The following is an 18,232-nucleotide window of genomic DNA, read 5'->3' on the forward strand; positions in this document are numbered from 1 at the left end:
CTAGATCAAGCCTGTACGCGAACCAGTGTCACCGCGGACTCCTGACTGACATCATCCAGCCGTTCGACCGAGTAGGACAGTCGCACAACAGTGTTCACATGCTCTCGCCAGAACCGGTAAGGCACGATGAAAACCAACGGCTGCATGGCCATCCCCCCGATGATTTCGCGGTCGTCCCGGTGGAAGAACGACTCGCCGTCACACTTGAGATAAACCAGCTCACCCTCCTCCACCTGCGCATCACTTATCATCACGCTGATGCCATCGGTGGCGTCATGCATATCAAGCACGCCGTCTTCCGCTTCAAGCACTCGGGGTGCCGGTAGCTCATCTCGTGCCAATGGGCCAATGCTGATCCGCGTAGCGCCTGACTCGCGAATGGCTCCGCTTTTCTGCTCTACACGGTAGTGAACCAACACCTCGCCCCCCAAATGCGGAGCGATGAATTCGGGCGCGACTCCGAACACCAAGGGCTGACCGACAGCAAAGAACTCAACGATAAGAATGTCTCGAAATGATGCCTCCGGCGAAGGCCCCTGCCAGATCAACTCTACCCGGTCGCCTGCACTCATTCCGGCATAGGGTTGAAGGATGGCAGTCGTTCCGTCGGGTACGCGAGCCGGATCGAGACTGCCCCCGACGGCATCCTCCACGAGGACCGGTAACAGACTGTAGCGGACGTCTCCGACGTCCAGCAGCGTACGCATTGAAGAACCAGGCGCCGTTCTCGTGACGCTGTTCAATGTCCAGAACACCTCCAGCGTGCCCCCGTCCAATGCTGCGATGTGAACGTCCCGCACGATCAGAACGACATCCTTGCCCAGCTGACTTTCACTGACGGATCTCGCAATGTCGTGCCGATACGGCAGGCCTTCTGTATCGAAACCATGCCAGCTCAACACGACCCTGTCACCGCATGCCATTCCAGACCAGGGCGCAATCCGCACCACAACCTTGCTCAATGACGGATCAACGACAGCGCCGACAATCGAATCCAGTGTGGGCGCCGGCAACGGCAAAGCCCCTGCGCCCTCCCGACAGGGTCCGAACGACTGAACGCTGCCACCCTCCATCCCTGTGTCCTTTTCTTGCAAGACCGCTGCTTGTAAATCATTCATCAGTTGCCTCTCCATTCCCTGGAAATGACACGTCGCCTGAGCTCTGCGTCGAAGAGCCTCCATTTAAACCGCTTCACCACCGATCGGATGTCAGCTCCTTACTGTTCGAGCCATGACCAAACGCACTAAAGGAAGTAGGCAAAAAAGGGAAAAGTACTTTCGACGAGGCGGGAGCTGTCTGAATGTTCCGAAGCGGAGTTCATGCAGCAGTGAAAATTCATACACGCATTGATCCAGTTTCCAACGCATGACGGCGATTCTTCAGGCATCCCCAGCCTCACGACTGTTTTAGAGTGGCAAGCAGAAAACATCGACGATCATCTGCGATCAAGGACGAAAAATGCTACTAAATGCGACAACCAATCATCCTATTCTTTTGGTGCATGGCCTGTTCGGATTCGAGCGCATTGGCCCGTTCGAACTGTTCCACGACGTAAAACAGGCGCTCAAGGCTGCTGGCGCGCAGGTGTTTGTGCCCCATCTGTCGGTCATCCATGACAATGAAATACGGGGGGAGCAACTGCTCTCGCAAATCAACGCCGTGTTAAGGGGCACAGGCGCGGCCAAAGTCAACCTGATCGGCCACAGTCAAGGCGCACTCACGGCACGCTATGCTGCAGCGCTAGCCCCACACAACGTTGCGTCTGTTACATCAGTCAGCGGGCCAAACCATGGCTCGGAACTGGCGGACTTCCTGCGCAAGGCGTTGATACCTGGAAGACTTCCGGAGGTCGTGGCACAGAATGTAGCTACCCGGTTTGCCGATTTTCTGTCACTGCTCAGCGGGCAAAAGGCATTGCCGCACAGCGCACTGGCTGCGCTGGGTGCCTTGACAACGGAGGGGGTCGGCAACTTCAACGACAAATACCCGCAGGGTCTGCCCGAGGTCTGGGGCGGTCACGGTGCAGAATGGGTGAATGGCGTTCGCTATTTTTCATGGAGCGGCGTCGTACCCGAACCCGAAGAGCCGTCGCTCGACCCTGTCCAGGGCATCTGCTGCGCCCTCTCGGAATACTTCATTACAGAACTCGCCCAGAACGACGGACTTGTCGGTCGCTTCAGCTCTCACCTGGGCACCGTGATCCGCTCCGACTACTCCCTCGATCACCTGCATACTCTGCGGCGGGCAAGCGGACACCACGCCATGGCTAACGACTCGATACGTCTCTATGTCGAGCACGCCTTGCGCCTTCAAGCCGCTGATCTATAGATGTCTCATCAGACCAGCGAACGGAACTTTGCCGAGAAATCGACCACTGAATCCGGTAGGCTCCACCCTTTATCGATTTGATTGGAGAATTTCCCCATGGCTAAAGCCACTGCCCGCCACATCCTGGTTTCCAGCGAAGCCAAGTGCAACGAACTCAAGGCCCAGATCGAAGGTGGCGCTGATTTCGCCGAAGTGGCCAAGGCCAACTCCACCTGCCCGTCCAGCCGTCAGGGCGGCGACCTGGGTTCGTTCGGTCCTGGCCAGATGGTCAAGGAATTCGACACCGTGGTATTCAGCGCACCGATCAACGTCGTGCAAGGCCCGGTGAAGACCCAGTTTGGCTATCACCTGCTGGAAGTCACCAGCCGTCAGGACTGATTTCAGCCCGACCTGCTGTGCAACGGCCCGCCTGATGGCGGGCCGTTTTGTTTTGGTTACACCGCACCGCTGGCGAACGGCGCGCCGCTCGCGTACAAATTGCGCTTATCGATTACCCGGCTTTAAGGCTGACAATGCGACTGGCTTTCCCGACATTGATGTTCACTGCCCTAACCCTGCTGCTTGGGATCACTGGTGTGGACGCCGCACCGCAGCATGCGATGACCGTCTATGGCGAACCGGCAAAGTACCCGCCCGGCTTCAGTCACTTCGATTACACCAACGCCCAGGCGCCAAAAGGCGGGACAATGCGCCGCTCGGCCATCGAGATCGGCCACTTCGATCATGTGCTGCCGTATATCGACAAAGGCATCGGCGTCAGCCAGATCGACGGCCTGCTGTATTCCCCGCTGGCCCAGCGCTCGCTCGACGAGCCCTACACCGTATACGGCCTCGTGGCGCAGAAAATGGAACGCTCGGATGACGGCCTGTCCCTGCGCTTCTTTATCAATCCAAAAGCCCGCTTCGCCGATGGCAAGCCGATCACCGCCGAAGACGTGCGCTACACCTATGATTTGCTGATGACCCAGGGCAGCCTGCGTTATCGCACCCAGTTCGCCGACGTCAAAGGCGTCGAAGTCGAAGCCCCGCTGACCGTGCGCTTCGATTTCAAGAGCAACGAAAACCGTACCCTGCCGCTGGACATCGCGACCCTGCCGGTATTTCCCGAACATTGGTGGAAGACCCGTGATTTCGCTGGCGGTGGCGGCTATGAACCGCCGCTGGGCAGCGGTCCGTATCGGGTCGGCAAAGTCGACTCCGGGCGCAGCATTACCTTCGAACGCAATCCCGACTGGTGGGGCAAGGACCTGCCGGTCAGCCGTGGCCTGTACAACTTCGATCATTTCAGCATCGAGTACTTCGGCGACACCGACGTCGCCCGCCAGGTCTTGCGCGGTGGCGCCTATGACTACAACCGTGAATTCTCCGCCACCGGCTACTCCATCGGTTACGACAGTCCGGCCCTGAGCGACGGGCGCCTGCAAAAGGCTCATCTGGCCACCGAGGCACCGCAGTCCGCCCAGGGTTTCGTGTTCAACCTGCAAAAGCCGATGTTCCAGGATCGCCGCGTTCGACAGGCCCTGGCCATGCTCTGGGATTTCGAATGGAGCAACCGGCAGATGATGCGCAACATGTACATTCGCCAGCAGAGTTACTTCTCCAACACCGACCTGGCCGCGCGCCAGCTGCCGGATGCCGCCGAGCTGAAGATTCTGGAACCTTTGCGCGGACAGATTCCCGACGAGGTGTTCACCCAGGTCTTCGAAGCGCCGAAAACCGACGGCAGCGGCCTTATCCGCGACAAACAACTGCAAGCGTTGGAGCTGCTGGAACAGGCCGGCTGGAAACCCGATGGCGACCAGTTGGTCAACGACCGTGGCGAGCCGTTGAGCTTCACTTTCCTGGTCAGCCAGAACGGCATGGACCGTCTGCTGCTGCCGTACAAGCGCACACTTAAACAGATCGGCATCAACCTCGACATCCGTCGCATCGACTCCTCGCAATACGTCAACCGTCTGATGAGCCGCGACTACGACATGATTGTCACTGGTTACCCGGTCACCACCTCCCCCGGCGGCGAACTGTTGAACTACTTCGGTTCGGCATCAGCCAACGACCCCGGTGCCAACAATTACATGGTGCTGAAGAACCCGGCGGTCGACACCTTGATCAACGGCCTGATCCGCGCTTCGACCCAGGCCGATATGCTGCGTTACGCCCATGCACTGGATCGGGTTCTGCAATGGAACTACTACTGGATTCCCAACTACTACCCGCCGGGCACGTCCACCGTGTGGTGGAACCGTTTCGGCATTCCCACCGTGCAGGCGAGCAATGACGAAGCGATCGAGAGCTGGTGGGAAATCAGCAGCACGCCGCTGACCAACCAGCAGATGACGGCCGAGAAAATCAGCCGTGGCAGACCCGGAGGGCCGCACTGATGTGGGCTTACATACTGCGGCGCCTGCTGCTGATCATTCCGACGCTGGTGATCATTCTGCTGGTCAATTTCGTGATCATCCAGGCCGCGCCAGGTGGTCCGGTTGAACAAGCCATCGCCCACTTGCAAGGCATTGGCGGCGCCAGCGTCGGTGGCGGGGCGAGCGAGACCATGAGCGGCACGTCCCGCGCCAGTCGCGGCCTCGATCCGCAGCTGATCAAGGACATCGAAAAACAGTACGGCTTCGATAAACCGGCCCATGAACGCCTGTGGCTGATGCTCAAGAACTACGCGCAGCTGGATTTCGGCAAGAGCTTCTTCCGTGGCGCCACGGTCACCGACCTGATCCTGCAGAAAATGCCGGTGACCATTTCCCTCGGCCTGTGGGCGACGCTGATCACTTATCTGGTGTCGATCCCGCTGGGCATCCGCAAAGCCGTGCACCACGGCAGCCATTTCGATATCTGGAGCAGCACGGCGATCATCATCGGTTACGCCATGCCGGCGTTCCTGTTCGCGATGTTCCTGATCGTGGTGTTCGCCGGCGGCACCTCACTGAACTGGTTCCCGGTGCGCGGGTTGGTGTCCGACAACTTCGAATCCCTGTCAACGCTGGGCAAGATCACCGACTACTTCTGGCATTTGGTATTGCCCGTCACGGCGCTGGTGATCGGCGGTTTCGCCACCCTGACCATCCTCACCAAGAACTCGTTCCTCAATGAAATCACCCGCCAATACGTGGTCACCGCGCGCGCCAAAGGCCTGAGCGAAAACCGGGTGCTCTACGGACACGTGTTCCGCAACGCGATGCTGCTGGTGGTGTCGGGCATTCCCCAGGCGTTCATCAGCGTGTTCTTTGCCGGGTCGTTGCTGATCGAAGTGATCTTCTCCCTCGACGGCCTCGGGCGCATGAGTTACGAAGCAGCCGTGTCCCGTGACTATCCGGTGGTGTTCGGCTCGCTGTTCATCTTCACCTTGTTCGGCCTCCTGATAAAACTGATCGGCGACCTGTGCTACACGCTGGTCGACCCGCGCATCGACTTCGCCGCGAGGAATGCCTGATGTTCAAGCTTTCGCCTCTGGGCCGTCGCCGCTTCGAACGCTTCAAGAAAAACCGCCGGGGCTGGTGGTCGTTGTGGTTGTTTATCGGTCTGTTCCTGCTCAGCCTTGGCGGCGAACTGATTGCCAACGACAAGCCATTGGTCGTCAATTATCAGGGCCAATGGTATTTCCCGGTATTCAAGCGCCACACCGAACAGGAGTTTGGCGGGCAACTGCCATTCCAGGCCGACTACCGCAGCGATTACGTACAGAAGCTGATCCGCAAGGACGGCGGCTGGCTGCTGTTTCCGCCAATTCCGTTCAGTGACGACACCCCGAATTACGACCTCAACAAACCGGCGCCGAGCCCGCCGACTTCAGTCAACTGGCTGGGCACCGACGATCAGGCGCGCGACGTCCTGGCCCGGGTGATCTTCGGCGCGCGGGTGTCGATCCTGTTCGCCCTGATGCTGACCTTCGTCAGCGCTCTGATCGGCATCGCGGCCGGCGCCCTGCAGGGTTATTACGGGGGCTGGGTCGATCTGCTCGGCCAGCGATTGCTGGAGGTCTGGTCGGGATTGCCGGTGCTCTACCTGCTGATCATCCTTTCGGGATTCGTCGAGCCGAATTTCTGGTGGCTGCTGGGGATCATGGCGCTGTTTTCCTGGCTGGCGCTGGTGGACGTGGTCCGCGCCGAGTTTCTGCGCGGACGCAACCTCGAGTACGTCAAGGCTGCCCGGGCCCTGGGCTTGAGCGATCGCAAAGTGATTGTCCGGCACATCCTGCCCAACGCAATGAACGCGACCCTGAGCTACCTGCCGTTCATTCTGACCGGGGCGATTTCGACCCTGACCGCGCTGGACTTCCTCGGCTTCGGCATGCCTGCCGGCAGCGCGTCTCTGGGTGAGTTGATCGGTCAGGGCAAGCAGAACCTGCAGGCGCCGTGGCTCGGGTTGACCGCGTTTTTCACCCTGGCGCTGATTCTTTCCCTGTTGGTATTCATCGGCGAAGCGTTGCGCGATGCCTTTGACCCGCGCTCATGAACGGACCCTTGATATGACTGACAACCTGATCGAAATCCGTGATCTGAGCGTCGCCTTCCACGGCCAGACCGTGGTGCGCAACCTGTGCCTGGACATCCGCCCCGGCGAGTGCCTGGCACTGGTCGGCGAGTCGGGCTCGGGGAAATCTGTGACGGCCCATTCGATCCTGCAACTGCTCCCCGAATGCGATGCCCGGACCACCGGCAGCATCCGTTATCGTGGCCAGGAACTGGTCGGCGCTGATCCCAAGACCCTGCGCGACCTGCGGGGCAATCGCATCGCCATGATTTTCCAGGAGCCAATGACCTCGCTCAATCCGTTGCACACGATTGAAAAGCAGATTGGCGAGACCCTGTTGCTGCACCGTGGCCTCGGCGGCAAAGAGGCTCAGGCACGGATCCTCGAACTGCTGGAACTGGTGGGCATCCAGAAGCCGAAAGAACGGCTGAAGGCTTATCCGCATCAACTGTCCGGCGGCCAGCGCCAACGGGTGATGATCGCGATGGCCCTGGCCTGCGAACCCGAACTGCTGATCGCCGACGAACCGACCACCGCCCTCGATGTGACCGTGCAACGCAAGATCCTGGTGCTGCTCAAGTCCCTGCAACGGCGCCTTGGCATGTCGCTGCTGCTGATCAGCCACGACCTCAATCTGGTGCGCAGCATCGCCCAACGGGTGTGCGTGATGAAGGCCGGGGAAATCGTCGAGCAGGCGCCGTGCGAAACCCTGTTCACCGAACCGAAACACCCTTACAGCTGCGTGTTGCTCAACGCCGAACCGGAAGGCGAAGCGCTCCCGCGGGACGAACGCGAAAACGTGCTCGAAGTCGATGACCTGCAGGTGGATTTCACGGTCGGCGGCGGGTTGTTCCAGCGCAAGCAATACCTGCGCGCGGTGGACGGCATCAGCCTGAACATCCAGCGTGGCAAGACGCTGGGCATCGTCGGCGAGTCCGGTTCGGGCAAGTCGACCCTCGGTCAGGCGATCCTGCGGCTGCTCGACTCCAAGGGCAGCATTCGCTTCCAGGGCACGGCACTCGACGGTCTCGACCAGAAGCAGATGCGACCGTGGCGCCGGCAGATGCAGGTGGTGTTTCAGGATCCGTTCGGCAGCCTCAGCCCGCGCATGTCGGTGGCACAGATCATCAGCGAAGGGCTGGAAGTGCATTGCCAGTCCACCGCCGACGAGTGCGACGATCAGGTGATCCGCGTGCTCAAGGAAGTCGGGCTCGACCCTGAAAGCCGCCATCGCTATCCCCATGAGTTCTCCGGTGGCCAGCGTCAGCGCATTGCCATCGCCCGGGCGCTGGTGCTCAAACCAGCGCTGATCCTGCTCGACGAGCCGACGTCGGCACTGGATCGTACCGTGCAGAAACAGGTGGTCGCCCTGCTCCGCCAGCTTCAGGAAAAACACGGCCTGACCTATTTGTTCATCAGTCATGACCTGGCTGTGGTGCGGGCGCTGGCCCACGACATGATCGTGATCAAGGACGGCAAAGTGGTCGAAAGCGGCGCCAGCCATGACGTGTTCGACTCACCGCAGCATCCCTATACCAAAGAGCTGTTGGCGGCGGCGCATCCGGGATAGGCATAATCGCGCCACCTGACTTCCGCCAATGGACGCCGCCATGAACACCACCGAAAGCCTCAAGGATTACCAACGGGTCCGCACGCTGGCGATCCGTTCGTTGTTCGAGATCATCGAGCAATCCAGTGAAGGCACGGTGATTGTCGACCGCGATGCGAACATCGTCTGGATGAACGAGCGCTACGCCCGGCGCTTCGGTCTCGACTCCGCCGCCGGGGCCATCGGTAAACCCTGCGAAAGCGTGATCCCCGGCAGCCTGCTGCGCGAGGTAGTACGCACCGGGCGGCCGATTCTGCTGGACATGCAGGACACCCCGAAAGAACCGCTGGTGGTGATGCGCCTGCCGATCCATGACGACGCCGGCGCGGTGATCGGCGCCATCGGTTTTGCCCTGTTCGACGAACTGCGCACGCTGTCGCCGATGCTCAAGCGCTACCTGAGCATGCAGGAAGAACTGGCCTCGACCCGCTCGCTGCTGCGCGCCCGGCAGACCAAATACAACTTCGCACACTTCATCGGCACCAGCGCTGCCAGTCTGGAAGTCAAACGCCGTGCCCGTCGCAGCGCCAGTGCCGAGTCGCCGGTTCTGTTGCTGGGCGAGACGGGCAGCGGCAAGGAGTTGCTGGCACAGGCCATCCACGGTGCTTCGCCACGGGCGCACAAGGCGTTCGTCAGCATCAACAGCGCGGCGATTCCCGAAGCGCTGCTCGAGGCCGAGTTCTTCGGCACCGCGCCCGGCGCCTTCACCGGCGCCGACCGCAAGGGCCGCACCGGCAAGTTGCAGATCGCTCAGGGCGGGACGCTGTTTCTCGACGAAATCGGCGACATGCCGCTGCCGCTGCAAAGCAAATTGCTGCGGGTGTTGCAGGAAAAGGAATTCGAGCCTGTAGGCTCCAACGACGTGATCCAGAGCGATGTTCGGGTGATCGCCGCGACCTCGACGGATCTGGAAGCGGCTATCAAGCGTGGCGAGTTCCGCGCGGATTTGTATTACCGCCTTAACGTATTGCCGATTCAGGTGCCGCCGCTGCGAGAACGGCTGGACGATCTGCCGGCGCTCAGTGAAGCGATTCTTGAAGAGCTGCGCAGTCAGCACGAACTCAACCGTGAAGCGCTTGAGCTACTGGGTCAGCACGCCTGGCCGGGGAATATCCGCGAATTGCGCAACGTGCTGGAGCGAGCGGCGCTGCTCAGTGATGACCTGATGCTGACGGCGGATGACATTCGGGCGGCGATTGGTACGTTTACACCGGTTGAGCGAACACTGGCGCCTGTGTCAGAGCCAACAATAAACGAGACCTTCAGTCAGGCCCGCGAGCGGTTTGACCGGCAGTTGATTCAATCCACCCTCGCGCAATGCGGGGGCAAGGTGATTGAGGCGGCTGAGCGGTTGGGACTGGGCCGTTCGACGCTTTACAAGAAAATGATTGCGCTAGGGATCGCCGAGTCTCAGTAAAGAGACTCAAATCCCAATAAAGAGACAAAATCAAAAGCTTCACGGGCAAGCCCGCTCCCACAGGGGAATGCGCTCAACCGTGGGAGCGGACTTGCCCGCGAAAGCGTCCTCTCAATCAGAAAAGTCTCCAAACAGAGACAAAACCCCAAAGACCGCCACCAAAAATCGAACTAATTCCTTTTATTTCAACAAGTTAACCATCTGGCACAAATCTCGCTTTAACCCTCCCCACACCTGTTCCACCCACAAAAATAACAATCGAAGGAGCACACCATGAGTGTGATCATCGCCTTGGCAGCCCTCGCGCTGCTGATGCTCGCGGCCTACCGTGGCTACAGCGTTATCCTTTTTGCCCCGATCGCCGCCCTCGGCGCCGTCCTGCTCACCGACCCGTCTGCCGTCGCCCCTGCGTTCACCGGTGTGTTCATGGAGAAGATGGTCGGTTTCATCAAACTCTACTTTCCCGTATTCCTGCTCGGCGCCGTGTTCGGCAAGCTGATCGAACTCTCGGGTTTCTCCCGCTCGATCGTCGCGGCAGCGATTCGTCTGCTCGGCACCCGCCAGGCCATGTTGGTGATCGTGCTGGTCTGCGCCATGCTCACCTACGGCGGCGTTTCGCTGTTCGTCGTGGTGTTCGCGGTCTACCCGTTCGCAGCGGAAATGTTCCGCCAGAGCAACATCCCCAAGCGCCTGATCCCGGCGACCATCGCCCTCGGCGCGTTTTCCTTCACCATGGACGCCCTGCCCGGCACGCCGCAAATCCAGAACATCATCCCCAGCACCTTCTTCAACACCACCGCGTGGGCGGCGCCGTGGCTGGGTGTGATCGGCACGATTTTCGTGTTCTGCGCCGGCATGCTGTTCCTGCAACGTCAACGCAACAAGGCGCAGCGTGCCGGTGAAGGCTACGGCACCGAACTGCGCAACGAACCGGAAACCGCCGAAGACCTGAAACTGCCAAACCCGTGGATCGCTCTTTCGCCGCTGCTGGCGGTGGGCATCATGAACCTGCTGTTCACCCAGTGGATTCCGCAGTGGTACGGCAAGACCCACAGCCTCGCGCTGCCTGGCATGACCGCGCCGGTCACCACCGAGATCGCCAAACTCACGGCGATCTGGGCGGTGCAGGCAGCCCTGTTGGTCGGCATCCTGATGGTGCTGGCGTTCGGCTTTCAGGCGATTCGCAGCAAACTCGCCGAAGGCAGCAAAAGTGCAGTCAGCGGTGCGTTGCTGGCGGCGATGAACACCGCGTCGGAATACGGTTTCGGCGCCGTCATCGCCTCGTTGCCGGGTTTTCTTGTGCTGGCCGACTGGCTCAAGAGCATTCCCAATCCGCTGGTCAACGAAGCGATCACCGTGACCCTGCTGGCCGGTATCACCGGTTCCGCTTCGGGCGGCATGAGCATCGCGCTGGCAGCGATGTCCGAACAATTCATCAGCGCCGCCCATGCCGCCAACATTCCGCTGGAGGTGCTGCATCGGGTCGCCGCGATGGCTAGCGGCGGCATGGACACTCTGCCGCACAACGGCGCGGTGATTACCCTGCTCGCCGTCACTGGCCTGACTCACCGTGAGGCCTACAAGGACATTTTCTGTATTACGCTGATCAAGACCCTGGCGGTTTTCGTGGTGATCGGCACTTTCTACGCCACTGGCATTGTGTGAGGTATTGATGACGACTCTTTCTGGCAAGACCGCACTGGTTACCGGTTCCACCAGCGGCATCGGGCTGGGCATCGCCCTGACGCTGGCCAAGGCTGGCGCCAACCTGATCCTCAACGGTTTTGGCGACGCGTCGAAGGTGATCGCCGAAGTCGAACAGTTCGGCGGCAAGGTCGGCCATCACCCGGCAGACGTCAGCGACCCTGCGCAGATCGCCGACATGGTCGCCTACGCCGAGCGCGAGTTCGGCGGCGTGGACATTCTGGTCAACAACGCCGGCATCCAGCACGTCGCGGCGGTGGAAGAATTTCCGGTGGAAAGCTGGGATTCGATCATCGCGATCAACCTGTCGTCGGTGTTTCACAGCACCCGTCTGAGTTTGCCGGGCATGCGCACCAAGGGCTGGGGCCGGATCGTCAACATCGCATCGGTGCACGGTCTCGTGGGCTCCACCGGCAAAGCCGCTTATGTAGCGGCCAAGCATGGCGTGATCGGCCTGACCAAAGTGGTCGGCCTGGAAACCGCCACCAGCAACGTCACCTGCAACGCCATCTGCCCGGGTTGGGTGCTGACGCCGCTGGTGCAGAAGCAGATCGACGATCGCGCGGCCAAAGGTGTCGACCCGCAGCAGGCGCAGCACGATCTGCTGGCCGAAAAGCAGCCGTCGCTGGAGTTCGTCACCCCGGCACATCTGGGTGAGCTGGTGCTGTTTCTGTGCAGCGAGGCCGGCAGCCAGGTGCGTGGCGCAGCGTGGAACATCGATGGCGGGTGGCTGGCGCAGTAAGCGTTCAACTGATCGCTCCCACATTGCAGTGGGAGCTTTCTGACCAACAATAAGAGGCAAACCATGTCCGACATTCTCTGGCAGCCCGATGCCAAACGCATTGCCCGGTCCCGCATGGACGGCTTTCGGCGCTTCATCAATCAGCGCCACCACCTGAAGCTCGACGACTACCCGGCCCTGCACCAATGGTCCATCGACCAGCGCGAAGCGTTCTGGCAGGCGATCGTGGATTTCTTCGACATCAGTTTTCACACCCAGCCCGACGCTGTTCTGCGTGGAGGCATGAAAATGCCGGGGGCCGAATGGTTTCCCGGCGCCACGTTGAATTTCGCCGAGCATCTGCTGAGTCGGCGCGACGATGCCATCGCCGTGATCGCTATCGGGGAAAACGGCCAGCGAGAACTGCTGACCTGGGCCGAGCTGGCCCGGCAAGTCGCCGGGTTCCAGGCCAGTCTGCAAGCGGCCGGCGTCGTGCTCGGCGACCGGGTTGCAGCCTGCATGCCCAACACCTGGCAAACCCTGGTGGCGATGCTCGCGACCACCAGCCTGGGGGCGATCTGGTCTTGCTCGTCACCGGACTTCGGCACCCACGGCGTGATCGACCGTTTCGGCCAGATCGAGCCCAAAGTGCTGATCACCTGCGCCGGTTACCGCTATGCCGGCAAAGAGATTGATCAGACCGTCAAGATCAACGAAATCCTCGAACAGCTGCCGTCCCTGCAACAGCTGATCATCGTGCCCTACGCACGACCTCACGCCCATGCCACGGATTACCGCACGCCCGCCAACGTCACGCTGTGGGACGACTTCTATGACCCCGGCGATGAGCCGCACTTCGTCCCGGTGCCGTTCGACCATCCGCTGTACGTGCTGTATTCCAGCGGCACCACTGGCGTGCCGAAATGCATCGTGCACAGCACCGGCGGCGTGCTGCTGCAACACGTCAAGGAACACGGGCTGCATGTCGACCTCGGCCCCGGCGACCGCTTGTTCTACTACACCACCTGCGGCTGGATGATGTGGAACTGGCTGGTCTCGGCGCTGGCGGTGGGCAGCGCGGTGGTGCTGTATGACGGCTCACCGTTTTACCCGGACAACGAGCGACTGCTGGAGCTGCTCGACGACGAACAGGTCAGCGTGTTCGGCACCAGCCCCAAATTCCTCGCAACCTTGGAAAGCAGCGGCATCAAGCCCCGGGAAAGCCATGACTTGAGCAGCCTGAAAACCCTGCTCTGCACCGGTTCCGCGCTGTCACCGCAGAGTTATGAATTCGTTTACCGCGACTTCAAGCCGGACGTTTGCCTGTCCTCGATGTCCGGCGGTACGGACATCGTGTCCTGCTTCGTCAATGGCAACCCGCTATCGGCTGTGCGTCGGGGCGAACTCATGGGCAAGAGCCTGGGCATGGCGGTGGAGGTGTGGAACGACGCAGGCAAGCCGGTGATCGGCGAAAAAGGTGAACTGGTGTGTACCCGGCCGTTCCCGGCGATGCCCATCGGGCTCTGGAACGACCCCGATGGCGAGAAGCTGCGCAAATCCTATTTCAGTCAGTTCCCCGGCGTCTGGGCCCAGGGTGACTACGCCGAACAACCGCCCCACGGCGGGATGCTGATTCACGGCCGCTCCGACGCCGTGCTCAACCCCGGTGGCGTGCGTATCGGCACGGCGGAAATCTACCGCCAGGTGGAGAAAGTCCCGCCAGTGCTGGACAGCGTCGCCATCGGCCAGCAATGGCAGGACGACGTGCGCGTGGTGCTGTTCGTGCGTCTCAAGGAAGGCGTAGCGCTGGATGAGGCACTGCAACAGCAGATCCGCCAGGTGATCCGCGCCAACACCACGCCGCGGCATGTGCCGGCAAAGATCGTTGCAGTCACCGACATTCCACGCACGATCAGCGGCAAAGTGGTTGAACTGGCGGTGCGCAACGTCGTGCACGGTGAGCCCGTGAAAAACACAGATGCCCTGGCCAACCCCGAAGCATTGGATCAGTTTCGGGATCGGCCAGAATTGACTGGCCAGTGAATTGGGGCATCCTCTGAGTGGATGCCCCAGCGATCAAAGGTCGAACGCCAGCAGGACTTCTCCTTCAATCTGCTCGCCGTTGCTGGCCGTCACGGCGCTCTGCAGGGTTTCAAGGTTGCGACGGAATCGCCAGTTGTACTCACCCGACGCCTGATCCAACAACAGGGTCATCACGGCGTAGGTATCGGCATTCTCCAGGGCGCGACTCTTGTCGTATTTTCCCGACGCGCCTTCGCCGGTCGATGCTTTGAAACTGCCCCGGCTCGCATCCACACCGGCATCGGCCTGGATACTCGTCGGGACGCGCGCGTGCCCCCGCGCCAGATTAATCAACGGTGCGACGTCCAACTTATAATGCTCGGCCTCGATTGCCGGCTTCATGGGGGCAATTGCAAGCTGTCGGAATTTCGGATCGACTTTAAAGACTTCATGAATCAGGTCATCGGCAATGACGTTGGTACTCAGATGTGCATTGTGGAAATGATCCTGCAGATTTTCTCCGTACACCTTCATAAACCGATGCGTCTCGGAGGCTGGCTTGCCCGCTCGCCTCCACGCAAGGTAAAGCGCGGAGTCGATAAGCATCGTTCGGCCATCCTCCTGATCCGCTTCCAGAAGGCAGTTGCCGAACGAAAAGCCGTCGAAGTCGGTTTTGATTAACTTGAGATACGTCAGCATGTTGTCTCGCCCCCTGGCACTGCTGCCAAACAGCAAACCGGCTACCAGGTCGGTCTTGAGCTGATCGACATTATTGATCAGAGCCCTCAAGGCTCCATCGACCTTGCTGGACGCCCTGGGCAAGGCTCTGCCGATGATTTGGCCGATATAGGCATCCGGCAGTTTTCGGAAAGACTGATAGGGTCGCAACGCATGAGCAAAGGTGAAATGACTCAGCTTCGGCCCCCAGGCCCGCCCTGATCGGTTGATTGCGAACCAGTGAGTACCTTGCTTGAGCGCCCGGACATTCAGTACTTGAGCCGACGTAGCTGATGGCCGCCAGCTACCCTGGCACAGTCTTGCGTAATCACTCGCCTGCCACAGATCGACAGACGCTGCATGGCCCACAATTCGACGCAACTGGAACCTGGCGGACGTGAGGGTCTTCACACCATTTCGAACAAGCCGCGCACCGCCTCGTCCCAGTAGTTTGCCGCCGGTTCTGGCCATCGCGCCAAAGCCATCGAGTGGATTGAAGACCGAAATCGTCGTGCTCAAGGCGAACCTGGCCAGACTGGCAACCTTAGCCGTAGTCGACACCGAACGCGCGATCACGCTCATCACTTTGCTGGCGACGCCAACAGCGGTTCCGAGCAGTCCGATAGCATCCATGACGCAACCAAACACACCACTGCCAATACGATCCTTGTCACCGGAGGTCAGATCGGCGATACAGCTTCTGAAAGGCACTACCAGATTCAGAACGTACTCCCCGAGTTTCTCCAGACGTTGCCTTTCTTCTTCCAGCGGCGTCGGCAGCAATGCGACGGATTCGACATCCTTGTAGGTCGCTGGCGGATGATGATCGACGATAAAGGCTGCCAGCGCCGTTAATTGAACGTCGTCAAAACTTTGATAGGCAGTACCGTTGTATTCGGCCGAACGATTTATTTTGCGCAGCGTTCCCAGTTTGTCGATGACACCGCGACTGTCGTTGGCACTGGCGCTTCTGCGCCCTTCGGTGAAACACCCCAGGTCCGTCGGCAACGTCAGTACCGCTGCTGCCGGCACGTACGCTTTCAGATTCCCGTCATAGTCCAGACGCGAAGCCTTGTTCATGGCACCGCAAAGGCGGACCAGTTCAGCCAGTCGTTCATTTTTGCGACACACACCCTGCAAGGTGAATACTTCATAGCAGAGCAGTTCATTGCCACCCTTCAAGGCACACATGACAAAGCCATAACGGCCGGTCGCTTCATCTCGAGCCTGCTGAGTCTCCGACAGCACCGTCCTGGAAACTGACGCGGCGCCCGTCAAGCCATTCTGTGTGGACACCGGCGGCGTGTGATAAACACCTACGGACGGTCGCAGGGTGAAGAAACTGACATCCCCGTTCAGAAATACCCGACGATCCGCCGAAGGCATTCTGGAAATGGCCAGCTTCAACGTGGTGGTCATTGCACCTTTCAGGTTGTCATACCACCGCGAAACCTCCTTGATTACAAAGGGCTTGATCGGCGCCAACGCGTATATCGGCGCGCCGAACTGTCTGAAGATGCTGGGTTGATTCATCAGGTCCCACTGCCGGCTCGTAAGTTCTCCCGAGGCATGAATTTCGACCATTGATCTGGCTTTCGGATCGGGTTTGGTCACTTTATCCAGTACAGGCCGTATGTCCAACGCGAACGATGGTGCAGGCACCTCGCCCGCATCACGCACTCGCTGTTCAAAAAGAACGTCCTTCTCCAGGAAATCGCATCCCGGAAGGGCTCTTTTCAACTCTTGCAATGCGCAGGTCATTTTGTCAGGCAATGGTCTGGCCAGCACCTCGGCTGTCCGGGCTAACAGTTTCATGTGCGTTTCATAATGGCCAAACACCACATTCGATGCGCTCTGAGGGTCCGCAGCCAAGGCGTCATGAGTGATGATGCCGTTGATAAGCCCCCAATCGAGCACCGGGTCAATGACCGCAATGGCTCGTAGATCACGCAAGGATTTGCTCGGCGGTTCCATATTGCCAAACACTTGGATTTTGCTGGCATTCATTACACGGGCCAGCCCTTTGGTTTTCAGCTCGAGGGTCGCCACCGCACTGCAAAAGCTGATCCAGCCAACAGAACCGACCAGCATATCTTCACTGATGCCTTGCACCAGAAATTCCGGTGCCTGTTCACCGAGCATGATATGGGCGGCCAGAGCGGCGGCTTCCCGGGACACTTTTCTTGTAGAAATCAAATGATTTTCGAAGTGTTTTAAGACTGCATAAGGATGCAAATCGCAATTAGCTGGCTGATAAAGATCATACCCACAAATAACGTTTCTGTTGGCAGAGCCTTCTGTTGAGTCTAGATCGATAATAATGGCGCTCAACATCAATTGACCCAGTTCTTCCGGCGCCATGGAGTCGGTGTCATCGGCGCCATACCAATCCAGTGCCTGGATATATTTTTTCGCCAGAAGTTGAGTGTCCTCGTGAAACAAAATCCCCTCTATCAACCATCCATTATCGGCATTGGCTCCTGCCAACGCGCTTGCGGCGCCCTTGTATACCTTGTCCAGCAATCGGACATCATGGGTTAATAAAGTAGCTGTAAAAGCCTTGATACGACTTTTTTCTGCATCTGTCAGAACGACGGACATCTCATCTTCGCCACTGATCTGCCCCCAATAATTCCCAAACCAAGGATCAAATGCTTCAATGCTTAGATGCTCGATAAGCTTTTTGCAATCGCCCACAGTGGCAGGAATATCGAACTCATAGAATCTCAGCCATTGTTCCAGCGACCCTTCATTGGTGTCCCAGATCACTCCACCTGTCTGCGCCGCGCACCGCGCCAACAAGTCCAAGTCATTGCGGTCTTGGTCAAGGGTGGCGTACAGCGGCAACGGGGGCAGCAGCTTACCTTTGGAAAAAATCAGCAGTTCACCCTCTTCCGTCAAGGCGGCGTGGCTATAGGTTTCGATAGCAAGTGCATTGATAACGTCCTGTATGAATGCACGCTCCTGCAGTTCCCCGATGCGGCCAGCCAGCGGTGCATGCAGATTGTAAATTGACGAGCCCTTGACCATGTTAAAAAAACTGCCTGACAGATCCAGCTGAACATCATCGGTCTCGCCATACTTGCCGACATTCTTATTCAGTCGCTCTACAACCAATAGTGTTTCTTCACGATCAGCTGCCAAACGTTTTACATCCGCCTCTGTCGTCGAGACAGCAGACGCATTCGATTGAATTCTCACAAATAATCCTCAAAAAATATCTGACAAAAGA

General features: G+C 59.3%; 12 protein-coding genes. 10 read left to right on the forward strand and 2 right to left on the reverse strand.

The window, feature by feature from the left end; genetic code table 11:
- Positions 1–5: 5 nt before the first annotated feature.
- Complete coding sequence (locus ACKUG4_RS17740) at positions 6–1,118, reverse strand: hypothetical protein (protein WP_236187767.1); 1,113 nt, start codon at positions 1,116–1,118, stop codon at positions 6–8.
- A 340-nt stretch (positions 1,119–1,458) separates the two neighbouring features.
- Between ACKUG4_RS17740 and ACKUG4_RS17745 the strand changes: the two genes are divergently transcribed.
- From ACKUG4_RS17745 to ACKUG4_RS17790, 10 genes are all read left to right on the forward strand, one after another.
- Positions 1,459–2,328, forward strand: a complete 870-nt coding sequence (locus tag ACKUG4_RS17745) for an esterase/lipase family protein (RefSeq protein ID WP_064596978.1) — start codon at positions 1,459–1,461, stop codon at positions 2,326–2,328.
- Positions 2,329–2,424: 96 nt separating this feature from the next.
- Positions 2,425–2,706: a peptidylprolyl isomerase gene (locus ACKUG4_RS17750; protein ID WP_007952068.1), complete on the forward strand. Its 282-nt coding sequence runs from the start codon at positions 2,425–2,427 to the stop codon at positions 2,704–2,706.
- A gap of 134 nt (positions 2,707–2,840) precedes the next feature.
- Complete coding sequence (locus tag ACKUG4_RS17755) at positions 2,841–4,709, forward strand: extracellular solute-binding protein (RefSeq protein ID WP_221397448.1); 1,869 nt, start codon at positions 2,841–2,843, stop codon at positions 4,707–4,709.
- Positions 4,709–5,770 (forward strand): microcin C ABC transporter permease YejB, encoded by a 1,062-nt coding sequence (locus ACKUG4_RS17760; RefSeq protein WP_007952064.1) that lies wholly within the window; start codon positions 4,709–4,711, stop codon positions 5,768–5,770. Before ACKUG4_RS17755 ends, ACKUG4_RS17760 begins: the two co-directional genes overlap by 1 nt.
- On the forward strand, positions 5,770–6,792 hold the full coding sequence (locus ACKUG4_RS17765) for an ABC transporter permease (protein ID WP_445434506.1): 1,023 nt from the start codon (positions 5,770–5,772) through the stop codon (positions 6,790–6,792). The genes ACKUG4_RS17760 and ACKUG4_RS17765 overlap by 1 nt, the downstream gene beginning before the upstream one ends.
- A 13-nt stretch (positions 6,793–6,805) precedes the next feature.
- Positions 6,806–8,380, forward strand: a complete 1,575-nt coding sequence (locus tag ACKUG4_RS17770; RefSeq protein WP_085610439.1) for an ABC transporter ATP-binding protein — start codon at positions 6,806–6,808, stop codon at positions 8,378–8,380.
- Between the two features lie 40 nt (positions 8,381–8,420).
- Positions 8,421–9,836 (forward strand): sigma-54 interaction domain-containing protein, encoded by a 1,416-nt coding sequence (locus tag ACKUG4_RS17775; protein ID WP_085610440.1) that lies wholly within the window; start codon positions 8,421–8,423, stop codon positions 9,834–9,836.
- Between the two features lie 273 nt (positions 9,837–10,109).
- The gene (locus ACKUG4_RS17780) at positions 10,110–11,501 is read left to right on the forward strand and encodes a GntP family permease (RefSeq protein ID WP_445434507.1); all 1,392 of its coding nucleotides are present in this window, start codon (positions 10,110–10,112) and stop codon (positions 11,499–11,501) included.
- 7 nt (positions 11,502–11,508) lie between these two features.
- On the forward strand, positions 11,509–12,282 hold the full coding sequence (gene hbdH, locus ACKUG4_RS17785) for a 3-hydroxybutyrate dehydrogenase (RefSeq protein ID WP_445434508.1): 774 nt from the start codon (positions 11,509–11,511) through the stop codon (positions 12,280–12,282).
- A 63-nt stretch (positions 12,283–12,345) separates the two neighbouring features.
- Entirely contained in the window at positions 12,346–14,304 is a 1,959-nt protein-coding gene (locus ACKUG4_RS17790) for an acetoacetate--CoA ligase (protein ID WP_445434509.1), read from the forward strand.
- Between the two features lie 33 nt (positions 14,305–14,337).
- On the opposite strand, the gene ACKUG4_RS17795 is transcribed toward ACKUG4_RS17790, so the two are convergent.
- Positions 14,338–18,201 carry a hypothetical protein gene (locus ACKUG4_RS17795; RefSeq protein ID WP_445434510.1) on the reverse strand — a complete coding sequence of 1,288 codons (3,864 nt, stop codon included), beginning with the start codon at positions 18,199–18,201 and terminating at the stop codon, positions 14,338–14,340.
- Positions 18,202–18,232 lie beyond the last annotated feature (31 nt).

The organism is Candidatus Pseudomonas auctus, assembly GCF_048654275.1.
In the GTDB taxonomy this organism is placed as follows: domain Bacteria; phylum Pseudomonadota; class Gammaproteobacteria; order Pseudomonadales; family Pseudomonadaceae; genus Aquipseudomonas; species Aquipseudomonas pharyngis.